This window comes from Peribacillus simplex (assembly GCF_030123325.1).
Taxonomy (GTDB): domain Bacteria; phylum Bacillota; class Bacilli; order Bacillales; family DSM-1321; genus Peribacillus; species Peribacillus simplex_D.
Window position 1 is genome coordinate 2998039 of the sequence record NZ_CP126106.1, and the last position, 17167, is coordinate 3015205.

14 protein-coding genes and 1 pseudogene are annotated in these 17167 nt (G+C 36.5%); 4 read left to right on the top strand and 11 right to left on the bottom strand.

Annotated features, from left to right (window positions below; all coding sequences use genetic code 11):
• Positions 1 to 45: 45 nt before the first annotated feature.
• From QNH43_RS14125 to QNH43_RS14145, 5 genes are all read right to left on the bottom strand, one after another.
• Entirely contained in the window at positions 46 to 1482 is a 1437-nt protein-coding gene (locus tag QNH43_RS14125) for an amino acid permease (RefSeq protein WP_283914607.1), read from the bottom strand.
• A gap of 307 nt (positions 1483 to 1789) precedes the next feature.
• A complete protein-coding gene (locus QNH43_RS14130; RefSeq protein ID WP_283914608.1) occupies positions 1790 to 2950 on the bottom strand; it encodes a response regulator in 1161 nt (386 codons plus the stop codon).
• 26 nt (positions 2951 to 2976) lie between these two features.
• The gene (locus tag QNH43_RS14135) at positions 2977 to 5334 is read right to left on the bottom strand and encodes a histidine kinase (protein ID WP_283914609.1); all 2358 of its coding nucleotides are present in this window, start codon (positions 5332 to 5334) and stop codon (positions 2977 to 2979) included.
• A 496-nt stretch (positions 5335 to 5830) separates the two neighbouring features.
• The gene (locus QNH43_RS14140) at positions 5831 to 7969 is read right to left on the bottom strand and encodes an Ig-like domain-containing protein (protein ID WP_283914610.1); all 2139 of its coding nucleotides are present in this window, start codon (positions 7967 to 7969) and stop codon (positions 5831 to 5833) included.
• Positions 7970 to 8542: 573 nt separating this feature from the next.
• Entirely contained in the window at positions 8543 to 9661 is a 1119-nt protein-coding gene (locus tag QNH43_RS14145; protein WP_283914611.1) for a hypothetical protein, read from the bottom strand.
• An 863-nt stretch (positions 9662 to 10524) separates the two neighbouring features.
• On the opposite strand from QNH43_RS14145, the gene QNH43_RS14150 reads away from it, so the two are divergent.
• Positions 10525 to 10716 (top strand): hypothetical protein, encoded by a 192-nt coding sequence (locus tag QNH43_RS14150; protein WP_283914612.1) that lies wholly within the window; start codon positions 10525 to 10527, stop codon positions 10714 to 10716.
• Positions 10717 to 10784: 68 nt separating this feature from the next.
• Here the strand turns inward: QNH43_RS14150 and QNH43_RS14155 are convergent.
• The 4 genes and pseudogenes from QNH43_RS14155 to QNH43_RS14170 all read right to left on the bottom strand — a co-directional run.
• Positions 10785 to 10940: pseudogene (locus tag QNH43_RS14155) on the bottom strand (JAB domain-containing protein); the annotation flags it as partial.
• A 255-nt stretch (positions 10941 to 11195) separates the two neighbouring features.
• On the bottom strand, positions 11196 to 11630 hold the full coding sequence (locus QNH43_RS14160) for a hypothetical protein (RefSeq protein ID WP_283914613.1): 435 nt from the start codon (positions 11628 to 11630) through the stop codon (positions 11196 to 11198).
• Positions 11631 to 11887: 257 nt separating this feature from the next.
• Positions 11888 to 12082 carry a CDGSH iron-sulfur domain-containing protein gene (locus tag QNH43_RS14165; protein ID WP_283918368.1) on the bottom strand — a complete coding sequence of 65 codons (195 nt, stop codon included), beginning with the start codon at positions 12080 to 12082 and terminating at the stop codon, positions 11888 to 11890.
• Between the two features lie 3 nt (positions 12083 to 12085).
• Positions 12086 to 12310: a hypothetical protein gene (locus QNH43_RS14170; RefSeq protein ID WP_283914614.1), complete on the bottom strand. Its 225-nt coding sequence runs from the start codon at positions 12308 to 12310 to the stop codon at positions 12086 to 12088.
• Between the two features lie 280 nt (positions 12311 to 12590).
• Between QNH43_RS14170 and QNH43_RS14175 the strand changes: the two genes are divergently transcribed.
• The 3 genes from QNH43_RS14175 (at position 12591) to QNH43_RS14185 (ending at position 14926) form a co-directional block, all read left to right on the top strand.
• Positions 12591 to 13511 (top strand): IS110 family RNA-guided transposase, encoded by a 921-nt coding sequence (locus QNH43_RS14175; RefSeq protein ID WP_283914615.1) that lies wholly within the window; start codon positions 12591 to 12593, stop codon positions 13509 to 13511.
• Positions 13489 to 13821 (top strand): hypothetical protein, encoded by a 333-nt coding sequence (locus QNH43_RS14180; RefSeq protein ID WP_283914616.1) that lies wholly within the window; start codon positions 13489 to 13491, stop codon positions 13819 to 13821. The genes QNH43_RS14175 and QNH43_RS14180 overlap by 23 nt, the downstream gene beginning before the upstream one ends.
• Positions 13822 to 14203: 382 nt before the next feature.
• The gene (locus QNH43_RS14185; RefSeq protein WP_283914617.1) at positions 14204 to 14926 is read left to right on the top strand and encodes an NADPH-dependent F420 reductase; all 723 of its coding nucleotides are present in this window, start codon (positions 14204 to 14206) and stop codon (positions 14924 to 14926) included.
• A gap of 352 nt (positions 14927 to 15278) precedes the next feature.
• On the opposite strand, the gene nfsA is transcribed toward QNH43_RS14185, so the two are convergent.
• Positions 15279 to 16019, bottom strand: coding sequence for an oxygen-insensitive NADPH nitroreductase (gene nfsA / locus QNH43_RS14190; protein WP_283914618.1), 741 nt, complete (start codon positions 16017 to 16019; stop codon positions 15279 to 15281).
• A 157-nt stretch (positions 16020 to 16176) separates the two neighbouring features.
• The gene (locus tag QNH43_RS14195; protein ID WP_283914619.1) at positions 16177 to 17145 is read right to left on the bottom strand and encodes an NAD(P)H-dependent flavin oxidoreductase; all 969 of its coding nucleotides are present in this window, start codon (positions 17143 to 17145) and stop codon (positions 16177 to 16179) included.
• Between the last annotated feature and the right edge of the window lie 22 nt (positions 17146 to 17167).

Below are 17167 nucleotides of genomic sequence, written 5' to 3' on the forward strand. Positions count from 1 at the left end.
GTGGTTAAAATCCACCCTATAACTTTTTTATAAGTTTTTTAGTAATCAAATCATCATTTTTTTATTCGATTGTAAATGCACTTCTTGTTTAGTTGAATGAAGTTGCTGATTCTTCTTTACTACGAAGTGATAATAGACATAACATCCTATGAAGAAACCTCCACCGAAATATAGTGCCAGTCGTTGTTCAGGATCAAATGCCAGACTGAACATGACGATGCAATTCGTTAGTAAGGCGATGAGTGGAAGGATCGGATAGAGTGGTGTTTTAAATTTTAAATCCTCTACTTTTCCGCCTTCTCGGATGTACTTTCTTCTAAATGCTAGCTGTGATGCAGTTATGGCAATCCAGCCGATTTGTGCTCCTAATCCTGCAAGGGAGAGCAGCCAAACGAATACTGTTTCTGCAGCAAAGAAACCAGAAAGTAAAGATAAACACGTAATCGCAAGTGTGATAACTAGAGCGTTAAATGGAACTCCTCTATGATTTACTTTACCAAGCTTTGGACTTGCCATGCCTTCCCTAGATAGTGAGTAAAGCATGCGTGTCGCAGCATATAGGCCAGAGTTGGCAACTGATAAAAGAGCTGTAAGAATGATAAAGTTCATAATATCAGCAGAATATGGAACCCCGATACTATCTAGAACAACAACGAATGGACTTTCAACAACTCCTGCTTCCTCCATTGGAATCATGCCCGCAAGGAGAAATACTGACAAAACGAAGAAGAAAAAAGTTCTCCATACGGTTTGCTTAATAGACTTAGGAATCGTTTCTTCTGGGTTTTCACTTTCTCCAGCTGCGATACCAATTAATTCTGTTCCCTGGAATGAAAAATTTACAGCAATCATTGTAATTAGTAGTGCTGTTAACCCATTAGGAAGAAGACCCTCAGCGTAAAAATTAGATAAAAATGGTGCATCTTTTCCACTTTCTATATCAATAAAACCAAACATTGCAGCACCACCAACTGCGATAAACATTAAAATAGCTAATATTTTAATGGTCGAAAATAAAAACTCTGTCTCACCAAATGCTTTTGCAGATAATGCATTAAGCAGAAAGATCAATGTACCAAAGATTGCACACCACATCCAAACTGGTGATTCTGGAAACCACCTTTGCATTAGTTGACCAGCTGAGAGAAATTCAAGAGCAACTGTTACTGCCCATCCCAACCAGTAAAGCCATCCAATAGCAAAGCCTGTACCAGGACCGATAAATTTCGTCGTGTACGTCTGGAAAGAACCGGAAACAGGCATAGCAACGGATAATTCACCAAGACAAAGCATCGTTAAATACATGATAACCCCCCCAACGATGTAAGAGAGGATTGCTCCAGTTGGCCCTGCTTGTTGGATTGTATAACCGGAACCAAGGAAAAAGCCAGTCCCAATACATCCACCCAAAGAAATCATAAATAGATGTCTTGCCTTCATACTCCTTTTTAATTCATTTGCTTGATTTGCTTCTGATGTCATTTAATTCTCTCCCTTAATGTATTAAATGCAAATTCATCATTCTATAATTAAAAAATTTTATTTAAATAGTGAATTTCCTCCTTTTCTAATTTTCCTTATTTTCAGTTATTTTTTAAGGCAATGTGCTTTTAGTTTAAGCTTTACTGTTTGGCCACTTAAGCTCGATCACTTTGTTAATTGCCTTAACAACATGTTAAAATGTCATTCTGACATATTTCTGACAGAAACGATTATGAAAACAAATAAATGAACATAGAAAAAAGCAACTTGAATCGGAAACAGTCCTTTTCAAATCGCTTTTGGTCCTTTAAAGTATTTTTATTAATTTCTTATAGTGCTTTTCAACTTTTAAAGAGGGTGTGCAGCCCATTTCTTTCATAAGATATTGGCTATGCTGCTGATATTGTCTGATGAGGGCTGGCTTGTCTTTACGTTTTTCGTAGATGTCCATAGCCAGGATACAAGCCTTTTCCTCATAGGGGAAAAAGCGCAATAGCTTATTCAGGTATTCCAATTCTTGTTCAATGGATTGGTTCTTATCAAAATAATCGATCAGCCGATATGCCAGTCGAATATACATTTGGTTGATGCTTTCACTGTGGGCAGAACTCCAGATATAAGCTTTATTTTCAAAAAGCTCTCCACGGTAGTATGTTTCAGCTTTCATAAGCAACGACACTTCTTTTTCACTGTCAGGCTGTTGGTTGCTCCTTAACAAATCCGTGGATAATCTTACAAATTCCTGATAATCCAAGAGACATTCCTCTAGCTCCACCCAGTAGCCGTTACTATTGCTTTTAATCTGTAGTGGCACCTGCTCATTCGCAATTGTTTTCTTTAAGCGGTAAATGGAGGTATGGAGATTGGTTGTCGCCCTATTAGGGTCTAGGTTGGGCCAAAGCAAATCACAGAGCTTCCATTTGTCTACGGGTTTACCAAGGTGAATTACAAGATAAGCCAAGAGCTCCTCTACCTTTGCTGTCATCCAGTGTACCTTTTGATATGAATGTTTCCCGTAGACTTCAAAATCCCCAATACAAAGAATTCTTCCCTTATGCATGATTTCTTGAGCCTCATTTGCTGATTCAAGCCCCTGCTGGCTCGTGCGGTTCATGATTTTACGAACCACTCGATTCATTTCATGCGCATCAACAGGCTTCAAAATATAATCCAAGGCATTAACTTTAAAAGCTTCTATCGCATACTGGCTGTATGCTGTGACAAAAATTATATGCGTTTGCCCATGAATCGCCAAAATCTTTTCTGCCAATTCCAATCCATTCATGTCTGGCATTTCAATGTCTACAAAAGCAACATCGGGTTTAATCTCACGAATTTTTTCAAGTGCCGTTTCAGGATGGGTAAATTGCTTGACCACTTCTAATTGGCCATTTTGATCAATGACTCGTTTTAGTAGAATATGGTTTGGTTGCTCGTCATCTATGGTTATCGCAATCAGCTTGGGCAAGGTAAATTTCCTCCTCAGTTATTTAATCAGGTGTTTTCCTTGAGCGGTAAATATAAGGTGATAATCGTACCATGCTCTTCTCTGCTTTCTATGGTCAGTTTCTTGTCTACAAAATATCCCATCCTTTGATTGATGTTGGCAAGGCCTACTCCAAAAACGGTTTCCTTTCGAGACAAAATTTCTTTGATTTTTTGTTCCGACATCCCTACGCCATCGTCTGTAACAGTGACTTTCATCAATTCGCCTTTTGGCTGGACGGAAAGCTTTACCGTGCCCCCCTGCGTCTTTTTCACAACCCCATGCCGGATTGCATTCTCTACTAAAGGCTGTATTATCAATGGCATGATCTTTTGCTTTAAACAAGTTTCATCTATTTCGAAAATGGTTTGAAGTCGTTCTCCATATCTGGCTTGCTCAATATCAACATAGGATTTCACCAGCTCAATTTCACGTTGCAGCGTCACCAGCTCTTCACGGTTTTCGGTATTAAATACGATTCTTAGGTATTTGCTGAGACTGTTCAATAATTCTCCCGCTTTTTCCGAATCGGTATAGCAAAAGGCCATGATCGCGCTTAGCGCATTATATAAAAAGTGAGGTTTTATTTGCGATTGCAAATAGGCCATTTCGTTTATCGCTACTTCCTTTTCGAGCTTTTTCGAAAACTTTTTGGTTCGAATAAACCCAAATACAAATAGCGATAAAACGATCAATACAATCAGCAAGATGAAAGTGATTAGATTCCGATGTCTCTTTTGCGTGATATACCTGTTCCTAAGATCACTCTCACCAACTTTATACTTATCTACCATTTCATTGGTATCAAAATAATTCATAGCCCGATTCATTATGCTTATTAAGGTATCCATCTCACGGGTCTGTTTAAAAAAATAGCAATAATATTTAGGTGACTCTATAATGCGATAAACAGAAGTCAAATCAAAAAGCTCATTTTCATAAAAATCTTCCAAAAAGACATTTTCATTTTGAATGATATAGTCTATGTCCCCATTTTTTAGTCCGCGATACATTTTACTATCACTATCAAAATATGTGATTTGTTCTTTAGGGATGATTGTCTCAATGAAATCTGTTATGGATGTTCCCTTCACTATGCCTACTTTTTTATGAAGAAGTTCTTGCACGTATTTTATCTTTTTTGAGCTGTCTGCTTTAGCAATCACAGAATAATATGTGGCAACATAAGGTTGTGAAAAGAGACCGAATTTTTGTCTGGTTGGTGTAATGCTAATTGGAAACAGGAGGTCAATTTCCTTCTTTTTCACTTTATTAACCTTATCGGACCAACTGAGGTTTTCATCGCGTATGAAGCTATAGTTTAACCCAATGATGTCTGCAATGTTTTCAAAAAGATCGACGCTAGCTCCTGAATATTTACCTTTGGCTTCATCATAAAAGGATAGGGGAGCAAAGTTGTCATCCACCATAACACGCACTTCTCCAATTGAACGTATAAAATCCTTTTCCTTTTCCGTCATAAAGAAGTGATTATACAAATATGCTTTCCGCGTTTCTTTCTCATATTCTGTAACGATTGGGCCTATTGCACCGGAAATCGCTTTGTTCAGTATCGATAATAATAGAGGATTGGAGCTGCTAGTAAATACACGGTAGGTTTCATCGTTCCGAGAATCAGGAACCGGAAGCGCTAAGAGACCGCGATTAATAAAACTTCTGTAATTCTCAACATTTGAGTAAATAAAATCAATCTTATTACTCTTCAATGCATCATAAGCAACAGAAATATCTTTGTATGGATAATATTTTATGTCACTAAAATGATTCAGTGGTTGACTGTTTTCGTCTGTCATGTTTAGAATACCGATTTTTTTCCCTGCAAGTGTGTATCCAGTTGTATCATACGTTATTTTTTTATCATTCGAATAAAATATGAAATTCATATTGATGCTAATGGGTTCACTAAGTAGGATATCAGGATAATCTACTGTACGGCTTTGGATTATTGGTGACAAATCCAAAGAGCCATTCGATATTTTGTTGAAGACATCCTCTGAACTGCTCACTGCAACATAAGATAGCTTTACCCCTAACACATTTTCCAGGCCGGAGTAGAAGAGTTTATTTACCCCATATTTATTTCCATTATTTCGAAATTCATAAAATCCCCCCATGAAATCAAGATTAATAGGAACTTTCAACCCTTTTTTCCTGACTTCATCAAGGTACTCTATTTCTTCATCTGTGAATGGAATCGATTCGCTGGAAAAAGAGTCTGCAATGCTACTATATTTTTCATAGATTTCATCATATCTATTTTTGGAGGAGGATGCTTCTGCAACCGCGAAACCCGAAGTAAGAAGCCAAACCATAATCAAAAGTATGATCACTTTTTTTTCATTCATTCATACAGCCCCTTATGTTGCGTTACTCCATTTCACGTAATTTTCACCCACACCGCTGCACCGATTCGAAAACTTGCGTTTTAGCCAAATCCTTGATTTTTAAAATAGTCAGTATCATGTGTAAACCGTACTTGTTTTTATAACCACTCTTATATACTGTCATTATCTTTTCCTATTAGTTCTCGAAAACTAAAAAGATTTCGTATATTTTGGTGATGCAGCGTATAGGTTTTTTCTTTTCCACCGCAACTATATTCATCAAATCAATCAGGGGAAACATCAAGCTGTTTTGCTAAATATTCTATCACCACTTTTGGGATATCTTGCTTTTTGCTGGAAGTACTTTAGTAATACAGCAAACCCTAAACGATTTGCTCTGTTTTATTCAAAAATATTTAGTTTATATAATACAGGTTATTCAAGTAAACGATAAGAGAAATCTTACATTGACACTAAAAAAAGCAGAGTCTATAAATCTACCTCTGCTCTTAAAATTCTATGACACTGTAATAGATTTTGTGACACTCACACGACCTTTTGAGTCTGTTGCATTTATAAAGATTTTAGTACCTACTTTTTGCTTTGGAATATTTACTTTATAGGTTCCGTAGGCATCAGCTTTGGCTGAATAGATTTTTGTTCCAATTTTTACTGTTACTTTTGCATACTTCTCCGTTTTCCCTGTTACTGTAGTTGTGTAGTATTTAACTGGATTAACAGTCGGCATGTTAGGCGCAACTTTTGTTACGGATATTTTTCTCGCTACACTAACTTTTCCGGCTACATCTTTTGCTGTTACTGTAATGCTGGTACTGGCATTTTGAATGGGAATGGCTACCTTATAGGTTCCGTAGGCATCAGCTTTAGCTGTATAGGCTTTCGTTCCAATTGTAACCGTCACTGTCGCGCTCTTTTCCGTTTTGCCGTTTACGGTGGTCGCTTTATTGTTGACCGTATTGACAATAGGAATATTTGGTGCAACCCTCGTTACCGTAACTTTTCTGGCTGCACTAACTTTTCCAGCTGCATCTTTTGCTGTTACTGAGATGCTGGTACTGGCATTTTGAACAGGAATGGCTACCTTATAGGTTCCGTAGGCATCAGCTTTAGCTGTATAGACTTTCGTTCCAATTGTAACCGTCACTGTCGCGCCCTTTTCCGTTTTGCCGGTTACGGTGGTCGCTTTATTGTTGACCGTATTGACTATCGGACTATTTGGTGCAACCCTCGTTACCGTAACTTTTCTGGCTGCACTAACCTTTCCAGCCGCATCTTTTGCTGTTACTGAGATGCTGGTACTGGCATTTTGAATGGGAATTGCTACCTTATAGGTTCCGTAGGCATCAGCTTTAGCTGTATAGACTTTCGTTCCAATTGTAACCGTCACTGTCGCGCCCTTTTCCGTTTTGCCGGTTACGGTGGTCGCTTTATTGTTGACCGTATTGACTATCGGACTATTTGGTGCAACCCTCGTTACCGTAACTTCTCTGGCTGCACTAACCTTTCCATCCGCATCTTTTGCTGTTACCGTGAGGCTGGTATTGGCATTTTGAATGGGAATGGCTACCTTATAAGTTCCGTAGGCATCAGCTTTAGCTATATAGATTTTCTTTTCAATTGTAACCGACACAGTGGCGTTCTTTTCCGTTATACCGGTCACGGTGGTGGCTTTATTGTTGACGGTATTGACAATCGGCATATCCGTTATATTTGCTTTGCGAATATTGGAAGACGCAATATATCCATTTACTCCATTACCTATCACCTGATACATAGTATATTGGTTCCAATAGCCGGATTTTTCATACGGCCCATCAACAATTTCAAGAGGCGTAAAATGTGGCAACTCAGCTTTAATATCTCCTTCTGTGCCATTTCGAAGATTTGAGTAGTCCTCTTCTTGATTATACGTAAAAACTATGTCACCTTTCTGGTAGCTTTGCGTGGACGGTGTGTTTAAATTCGGCCAATTATATTGACGGTTGTCCATTGGAAAAACCATTAAATTCGGGTTATTAGCATTGCTGTACTCTACCGTAAAAAGCGGAAGCTGCTTCATATCCGCTTTGCTATAATCTAGAATATTGGTCCAAACTCGATCTTGATACGTATCGTTGCTGAGATTAGGATCATTTAGCTTAGATAAACCATTGTAAGCTATGATTGCAAAATACCAATGTTCTAAAATATGGCGGTTTCCGTCATTAATACTCGGAATATGCCCGTAATTCCATTTAGCATTTAAAACCTTGGCCCCAATTTCAATATTGTAAGCTGTATCATACTTTATTTTTTCCACATCTACTTTTTCCTGTAACATGTTGTCCAATTCCTTTACAGAGTCCGTAATTTGCATGATGCCCATACCGCCGTCTCCGGTTATTTTGGGGTTACCGTTTATATCAAACTGTTTCATTTCGGATTCGGTCGTCGCAATGCCTTTTAAAATCTCTGGCGGAATATCATATTCATTTGCTTTCTTAGTGAGAAGCTCTTTCTTTTGCGAATAAGTCAATTCTTGTTTAGCGGGTGCTACAACAGATGACGTTTCTTCTGCCTTTACAATACTAGAAGGTGTTGCTGCGATACTTGTAAAAAGATTTGTTGCCAACAATGTAATAATTATTTTTTTCAACGTTAATTTCCCCTCTCGATTTATCTGTTGAACTCATCAACATTCCTCATTAGCAGGTCTCGTTAAAGGTTGAATATCTTTTTCTCACAATACGAATTTATCAACCTTAAATAAATTCTTCTTAAGAATGTCATATATTTTTGTTAATCTTGGCTCAATTTTATATTCATAGTTTCATAGATATTCAGAAGAACCTTAGCTTGATCTAAACTGGTACATATCAAAGGTCAATCATAAATGGTTAATTTTTGTTAAATACCAAAAAGCAGTATTCAGAAATTAAAACTTTTGGACAGTAATAAACCAAAGTAATATTCTTGTTACTATAATCGGTAAATTGAACCTTTTTTAAGTGCCCTTTTGCACGAACGTGAAAAAAACGGAATGAGTGTAAATGACATAGTGAGATCTACAAGGATGCCACGTTCCTCGTTATATGCAAAAATTAAAGATAATGAAAGCCTACTTCCCTGTATAACAAGGATTGTAGGCTAGTCTTTTTATGTAAATCGTATATACAAGAATATGTGCCAGCTTTGGAACAGATTTCGAACTACCGAACGATTTCTTCTTTTAATAACCTACTTCTTCATCAGTAAAAGTTTCTGTCCAATTCCCTTCCGGATCAAGTCTTTTTCTTCCATTTTCGTCTCGTTCAACATATCTATATCCATTCATACCGGCATGTAAGCCATAAAGGATTCTATGAGGTAAGTAAATATCTCCACCATTTTCATACTCAAATCCCGTCCTCATTTCTCCAACAACATTTCCTAAATCTCGATCAAGAGTACTACTTTTGGTTGGGATTAAAGCTTCAATTTCATCAGCTCTTTTTTTCACTTCTGATTTAATTTCTTCAGTTAGCCAAACATCCTCTTTACCTTCGTCAAAAATTGGGTCGTTTTCGTCAGCATTTCTAGATTTGTAGAAGTAATCGCTATTGAGAATCTTGTCAAAATACTCGTAATTATCTTTAACCACTTTTTTGAGCTCTGGAGTGATAGCTGCTTCACGAGCATCTATTCTATCTTGGTTAGAACCTTTGATAAATTCTTCAAGTTCGTCGGTTTTCTTACCACCAGCTTGGTATGAGTATCCAGTCAGTTCTCCTTTACCTTCGCTTATTGCAATATCAAGATCATTTAACAAGCCTTTCATGTACTTGATAGCTTGTTTCATTCTCTTAGTCGGTGGATTCCAATACTTTTGTTCATCATATTCCGAGGGATGACTTTTTGGTAAGGTAACCCCATCTAAAACTTTGGCTTGTTCTCCTTTAATAATGTACGATAGAGACTCCATATTTTTGAAGTCTTTTTCTATGGACTCCCCTTCGACTTCGATAGGTAAATCTAGTAGAGAGTTATCTAGAGATATAGATTCTTCATAGTAGTAGTATTCGATGGTAGATAAGACATCTTCAGTTCGCTGATTAAACGCGATTTCAACATTTGCATTGAAAGATTCGTCATACATCGAAATAAACTCTTTTGCTGATTGAGGTCCTTCAATTATATCATTCGCCACCGTTAAATCTTTCCATTCTTTTGAAACTACAGTTTCCGTTTCTTCTTTTGCCACAGTCGTTGCTTTTGTACCTTCTGTTTTTTCTGTTTTTTCTGTTTGACTGCAAGCTCCAAGCAATCCGATTGAGATAACACTTGCTGCTAAAATACATTTTCTCATCATAATAAATCCCCTATTTTCTCTCGTTTAGTAAAGATAGCCTGCTTCATTTTAATCTAATTGAACCAGATAAGCACTATAATTATTCAGAGTACTTAAATAAATAACCGCCAGTTTTATATTTCCTGCCTGCCGTATCTTTTTTGTTAGGCTTAGTTAACCAATTAATGTTTTTTTTGAACAAATAAAAGAGACCACTTATTGTGGTCTCTATAGTGCATCCTATGGAAGCAAAGAAAATAAATAAAGAGATAGCAATATTCTATAGAATAATCTAGATTAATCTATAATTTTCATTAAATTCTCAGTATAGATATGATTCTCACCCCAAAAAGGTCAAAATCAGTATCATAATGGGGAATTAATCAACAAAATATAGCTCTCTACTCAAAATTCTAATCTAGAGTAGATTTCCTTAAAGGTTATCAGGAGAACGTTGGAGTTGATCTGGAGAATGTGTCTCCCAGACAAGGTGCCTTTCACCACCCAATATTTATTATTAAATTTTTCAACGTGAGCATCATTTTGCTAATGCCTACATCTTCTTAAAGAGTTATTTCCTACTAACCAATATTTCTTTGTAAATATTATATATTCTACCGAGGTGCATACTTTAATACATAGTAAGTAATATGTTTATCAAACTAGTTACTTAAAGTAAAACATTTAATATCATCAATACTTACTACGTTCATTATCATCCTTTCAGTGCCATTAACCTAATTCTTAAGATTGAGGTTAATGTATTAATTCAGTTAATTAACACACGAAGCCTTTATAAATGAATAAATAGAAAGAGCATGTTTTGAAAATGATTAATCCAAAAATTGCATCCCCTGACTCAAGATTTCCTAACAATTTACTTAATGAAGAAAAACCGAAAAGGAATTGCATTTGTCTCCGGATTTTTCCTTTATTACCTAGCTGGTTCTGAAACAGGGTATTTACCTGCACCTGTTTCAGAAAATGTAGACCGTGGTGGCCAGTTCGAATTCGATGTTTACCTTATACAGCCCTCTTTTGTTGAAGCGGCGAAACGAACCATGCCCTTGAAATGACCCAACAGGCTTTCTGCCGCTAATTTTCGTCGGGCGGCATGCCCCCCTCTGCTTGTCCAATTCCTTTTTCAAAAATACCCCTTTTCTTTTAAGCTAACATATTTACCCGTATGGGAAACAATCAAATGGTCCAAAACTTCAATCCCAATAATTTTCCCTGCTTCCGCCAATCTCTTTGTGACTTCAATGTCTTCCATGCTCGGAGTTGGATCACCCGATGGGTGGAAAAGGACATGTTTCTCCTTGGTAAGTTCGGTTATACCTAACTTATCCATTTTTTGATTGTATTTAAAATAAGTTTGATCAAATTGATATTTAAAAATCTTGGTAAACGAAAAGAAAGAGCGTGTTTTGAGATTGATCAAAACACGCTCTTAATATATTCAGTTGAATGATTCTTTTATAAAATTGTTTGATCATTTTCCATACTTCTTAATGAACTAACGCACCCGTTAGTTCATTAAGGAAGGAATAGCAGTTTAATGGTATCGAAACCAAACAAACCATCCTTTTTCCTTACTTTTAGCTAAAAATATTTGACCTTGGGCTAAGTTAGCTCCAGGTGCTTTGGGGAAATCTAAACGTACAAGCCATGATTTTTCAGCAATTTCTTTGCCACAAAAGGTCTTTGCCATTCCAAAATAGTCTTCATCATCTTTATTGCCAACTGTTTTGAGAAAAGGTTTGGCAGTTACTACATCCCACTTAGTATACATGTCAGGAAAATCATCTAATCCAGTTCCATAAGTTTTTGGTATTAAAGTATTTAACGCTTCTATTACCTCTTTTTTATCCTTAATCGATGTTTTCTCTAATTCACTTAACACAGGACATTCTTTAGGTTGTGCGTATCCATGAATTGAACCAAAAAACAACATCGGAATGGTAATAATCAATATATATAGCATTTTCATAAAACTCACCTCAGAAGTTATCTTTCCTAATTTTAAGAAAAATAGTCCAGTTTTTGAGGTGTAATAGCTCAATTTTATTCAACTAATCTGCCCCTTTAGTTCATTAAGCAAAAAGGCCACCAAATGGCAGCCCCGGTTCTCAACTAACGCACCCGATAGTTCAACAACATACTCTTTCGTAAAAGAAAAATGAATCGGGCGGCTTTTTGGGGTTCGATTTCCCAAAAGGGTGCCCTAAAGCTTCTGTCCCACTAGCTTTATTCTGCCTTAACTACGCTTTCGAAATTACTTTTGTGGGATCCGTCACAAAAAGGTTTATTATCGGAAAGTCCACATCTGCATAGGGAAAAGGCTTCTTTTGTTTCAATTTTATTCCCTTCTCCATCGACTAGCTCTACATTCCCTGATACACGTAATGAACCATTATCATTAACTTTAATAGTAGCTATAATAAATCACCTCTTTTTTAAAACATTTTTGCCATGGGGGAATAACTTTAAACGATAAATAAGTTCTACTTCCTCAATATTATTTAATTGACATCCTGCAATTACCAAAAGAAGAAGTGTTATACCAATAAAAACACACCACATTTTATCGCCCCCCCCCTTATTTTTAGAGGATATTACTTTAAAAAGTTCCAAAAACCTTATTCTACTAACCTGATCCTTTAGCTGCATAAGAAACTCCTATGGCGGCGCTCCTCGCCGCCACCATCTACTACGAAAATCTAAACTCAAAAATAGAGTCTAACCCATTAACCCCTTGACGATAATGGATGATAACAATACAACCAGGCTGAGCTTTTTTTGGTGGATCTTAAGGAAGATACCCTGTATAAGAAACTGGTTGTGACAGTATGGAAGAACCAGTTAGTGTACTGCTAGTACGTATACAAAAATTTTTGCAACAAATCTCCTGTCATATGTATTGTTAATCATTTTTTGAGGTGATTCCCCTATGGAAGCAATGATTGAACGGTGTGCTGGCCTAGATGTACACCAAGAAACAGTAGTAGCCTGTGTATTATTTGGTCCATTAGATAAAAAGCCAAAAATCTCTATTGAAACGTTTTCGACTACAACAACAGGACTCTTGGCTTTAAGTGATTGGTTAACTACCCTTCAGGTATCCGATGTGGTGATGGAAAGTACCGGAGTCTACTGGAAACCAATATGGAATATACTCGAAGGATCTTTTCACCTTGTTCTGGCCAATGCCAGGCATGTCAAAAATGTTCCAGGGCGTAAAACTGATGTGAAAGATGCCGAATGGCTTGCCAAGCTTCTAAGATGCGGACTTATTGAAAGCAATTTTGTTCCACCGGAGGACATTCGTGATTTACGAGATCTTACTCGTTATCGAAAAAAATTGATTCATCATCGCACCTCAGAGCAGAATCGCATTCACAAAATTCTTCAAGATGCTAATATCAAGCTAACTTCCGTTCTATCAGACATTTTTGGTGTATCGGGACGCCGAATCCTTGAAGCGATTCTAAACGGTGAAAAAATAGAGACCGATGGTCTTCGAAAAATGGTGGATTGGCGAACAAAAGCAAGTATTACTGACATTGCCCATGCAATTAATGGTCGTATTCGCCGTCATCATCGTGATATGTTGCGTTACCATTGGGAGCATATGAGTTATTTAGAAAAAGCCATAGAAGAATTGGAAAAACAAATTGATCAACTCCTGTCCCCATATCATAAAGAAGTAGAATTATTGGATGGTATACCTGGTGTGAACAAAGCTGCCGCAGCTACTTTTATTGCAGAGATAGGGGTTGATATGTCCGTATTTAAGTCGGCTAAACATCTTGCCTCTTGGGCTGGTGTAAGTCCCGGAAATTACGAAAGTGCTGGTAAAAAAAACGAGTAAAACCACACAAGGTAACAAAGCTTTGAAAACGATGGCCGTAGAGTGTGTATTAGCGACTTCAAGGCAAAATAATCGAATTGCTTCACATCGAAAAAGAATTACCAAACGACAGGGAAAAATGAAGGGACGAATCGCTTCTGCCCATTTACTAGTAACGATTGCTTACAACATCTTAAAAACAGGAGAACCTTATCATGAACTAGGCTCAAATTACCTTGAAGAAAAACAAAATAACAAAGAATTAAAAATGATCGAATACCTAAAAAAGAAAGGCTATACAATCGCTCCATCTGAACAACAAACTGCATAACCAGTTAAAATAACGAAATAGTACATTTACCCCCATCAAAAAAAAATGAGAATATGGAGGGTTTATTTTAGCATGGCTTTTTTACTATGGTGTTTTCATACAAAAAAATTGCCGTTAGATTATTCATCCATCCTTACTTTTCTAGACACTCCCTGCATTCTATTGTTAAGTACAAAAAAATGTACTAAGGCAATTTTTATTGCCTTCTTCAAAAAAATGAGAATTGGTTGCATTCTAGTATATGTAACAAAATACTCAATAGGTTTTTATTATTTAATGAGATGGATTGATAAAGAATATTTATTATTTATTCATATAAAAATATCATTGTTAACTTTAAGCAGATAATTCTTTGATATACACATTCTTAGGAGGAACAATAATGAGATTTGGAATTATAGGTGCAGGAACTATCGGGTCAATTATTTCTAAAAAATTAGTTAAGACTGGACATGATGTCAAAATTGCAGATGCACGAGGAATTGAACGTTTAGAAGGAAAAGAGCTTGCTGGAACACCTGTGAGTTTAGAAGATGTAATAACAAATATTGATGTTCTTATAATATCTCTCCCTTCTCATGTAATGCCAAGCATTCGTAACATTGTAGATAAAATTGGAGAGGAAGTAATCGTTGTAGACACTTCAAATTATTATCCTTTTAGAGACAATAAGATTGAAGAAATTGAGAACGGGATGGTTGAAAGTGTATGGGTTTCAAATCAATTAGGTAGACCTGTCATTAAAGCTTTCACCAACCAATTAGCTTATACGTTAGAAAATAAAGGAACCCACGAAGGTGCTAGTGGTCGCATTGCCATGGCGATTGCCGGTAATGACCAATCACATAAACAAGTAATCATGGACGTAGTAAACGAACTAGGCTTTGATGCAGTGGATAGTGGCTCTTTAAGTGATTCGTGGAGACAACAACCAGGAACTCCTGCATACTGCACAGAACTAACAAAAGAAGAACTAACAAAAGCATTGAAAAAAGCAAATAAAGAAAAAGCCCCATTCCTACGGGATAAGGTTATAGAGAAGTTATCAGCTGAATTATCTCATGAAGATATTGTAAATCTAAACAGAGAAACATATAATTCATAATTTAGGAAACCCATATTGATGATTGCTCTGGTATTAAATTTTAGATTGAATAGAAGACATAGAAAATTTGGAACCAAAAATAGTGATCAAAATACTTTGATCACTATTTTGGCATATTTTAAATCTTTTACTGTTAACACTGTTCATCTACATTAGTTTTAGGTAAACAGCTTATTAAAAATACTCAACCTTAGATGATAAAGAATTTATCCTTTTTCCCATTATCCTGCCAGGTTATTTCCAAATGAAACTAAAATAAAAGAGGGCATTAATCATTTTTAGATCAATGCCCCGATGTTTTAGTGTAGTCTTCAAAAGTACATTATTTTTGTGGGAAACATTTTAATAACAGCTATTTTTTTGCAAATCCTTGTTTGTTTAAATACTTGAGCATGAATGGCTGTTTGCTTCTTTCAAGATGATCCTCAATATGATCTTTCCAACCCTTTACTTTCTTAACGGTGAATGGCGCTCTAACAGTACGATTTCGGTAATATTCACGCATCTGTTGGTCATAATCTGCTAATTTTTGTTCATCTAGAGATTGGTACTGATTATTAAACATTACCATCGATTGAGGTAAACGTGGTTTTAGTCCAGGTTTCTCTTCAGCAGGATGGCCTATGCATAGCCCTACTAAAGGAACCACATACTCTGGTAAGCTTAATAACTCAGTTAATTCATTAATATTACTTCTTACTCCACCGATATATACACCACCGAGTCCCATTGATTCAGCTGCAGTTAAAGCATTTTGTGCCATTAGCCCAGCATCGAAAGAACCTATTAAAAGGTATTCAATATAATCAAGGTCCACCTTTGGAGCTATCTGATGATTTCGGTTAAAATCAGCACAGAAAATCCAAAACTCTGCTGCTTCTTCAATATATGGCTGATTTACAGATAGTTGCATCACCTTTTTTCGAAGAACTGGATCAGTAATTCTAATGATAGAAACTACCTGTAATAGACTAAAAGATGAAGTTTGATTAGCTGCCTTAAAAATGGCATCCCTTTGTTCCACAGTCAATGGTTGATTTGTATAAGAGCGAATGGATGTATGATTATTAAGCAAATTAATGGTATTATTCATTTATATCCTCTTCTCTTTTGATTATTTTAATTGTCAGAATGCACACGCCAAATCCACTTAATTACTATCTACAACAGAGTTTACCCAGATGGGTAAACCCGTCATAAAACCAAGTAAACTTACCTAGATGGAATTTCCTTGAGATTAAAGCTGATATTTACCCAATTGAACGAACAATTTCTTCAACCACTTCTTGGCATGTTAGAATTTCTTTAATACCTCCAGCTGATTCAGATACACTTACAGTCCCATTAACAAGGTCTCCGTCTAGCATCCCTACTTTGAACCCTTCTCCATAATATTTATATGCTTCTTGAGGTTTACCTTGGTTGATTAATTCTAGTGCCTTTTTACCTGCTTCTGTCGGTATCGTTCTCAAATGTCCCATACCTGATTTAAATTCAATAAATTCCTCGCTCTTTACATTAATAATAGCGTTTTTTGTTTCTATACTTGCCGGATTTTCTTCAGTCGCAATAAATCTAGTACCCATATATACACCTTCTGCTCCCATAGAAAATGCAGCTTTCGCTCCCCGCCCATCTATAATCCCTCCAGCAGCAATTACAGGGATTTTTACAAGTGATGTTATTTGTGGTACAAGGGAAAGAGCACTAATTTTATAATCACTCATATGACCACCAGCTTCATAACCCGTAACAATAAGTGCATCTACACCTGTTTTTTCAGCTTCTACAAGCTTTTCTACGGTAGGACTTAAATCTCTGTAAATTACATTGATGTTATGTTCTTTAAGTCGTTTCAATTCACGATCAACGACCCCATGTCCAATTGCTATAACATTCTTTACATTCTCTTTAACCAATACTTCAAAAACAGCACTAGTAAATGGATCTTCTGAAGCCCCTCCCATTGGAAAAATGTAATTTACTGCAAATGGTTTGTTAGTTAATTCTCTCACTTTGCGAATTTCTTTTGTTAATCGGTCTGCCATATCTTCTGCGCTTGTCGCTTTATCTTTTTGACCTGCATTTGGCCCCAATACACCCATTCCACCTGCATTTGATACTGCAGCAACAAACTCTGCTGATGTGACCCATGTCATTGCAGCTGAAATAACGGGATATTTTATACCTAATAGATTTGTAATTCGGTTACTTTTCATGTTTTTAACTTCTCCTTCTGTT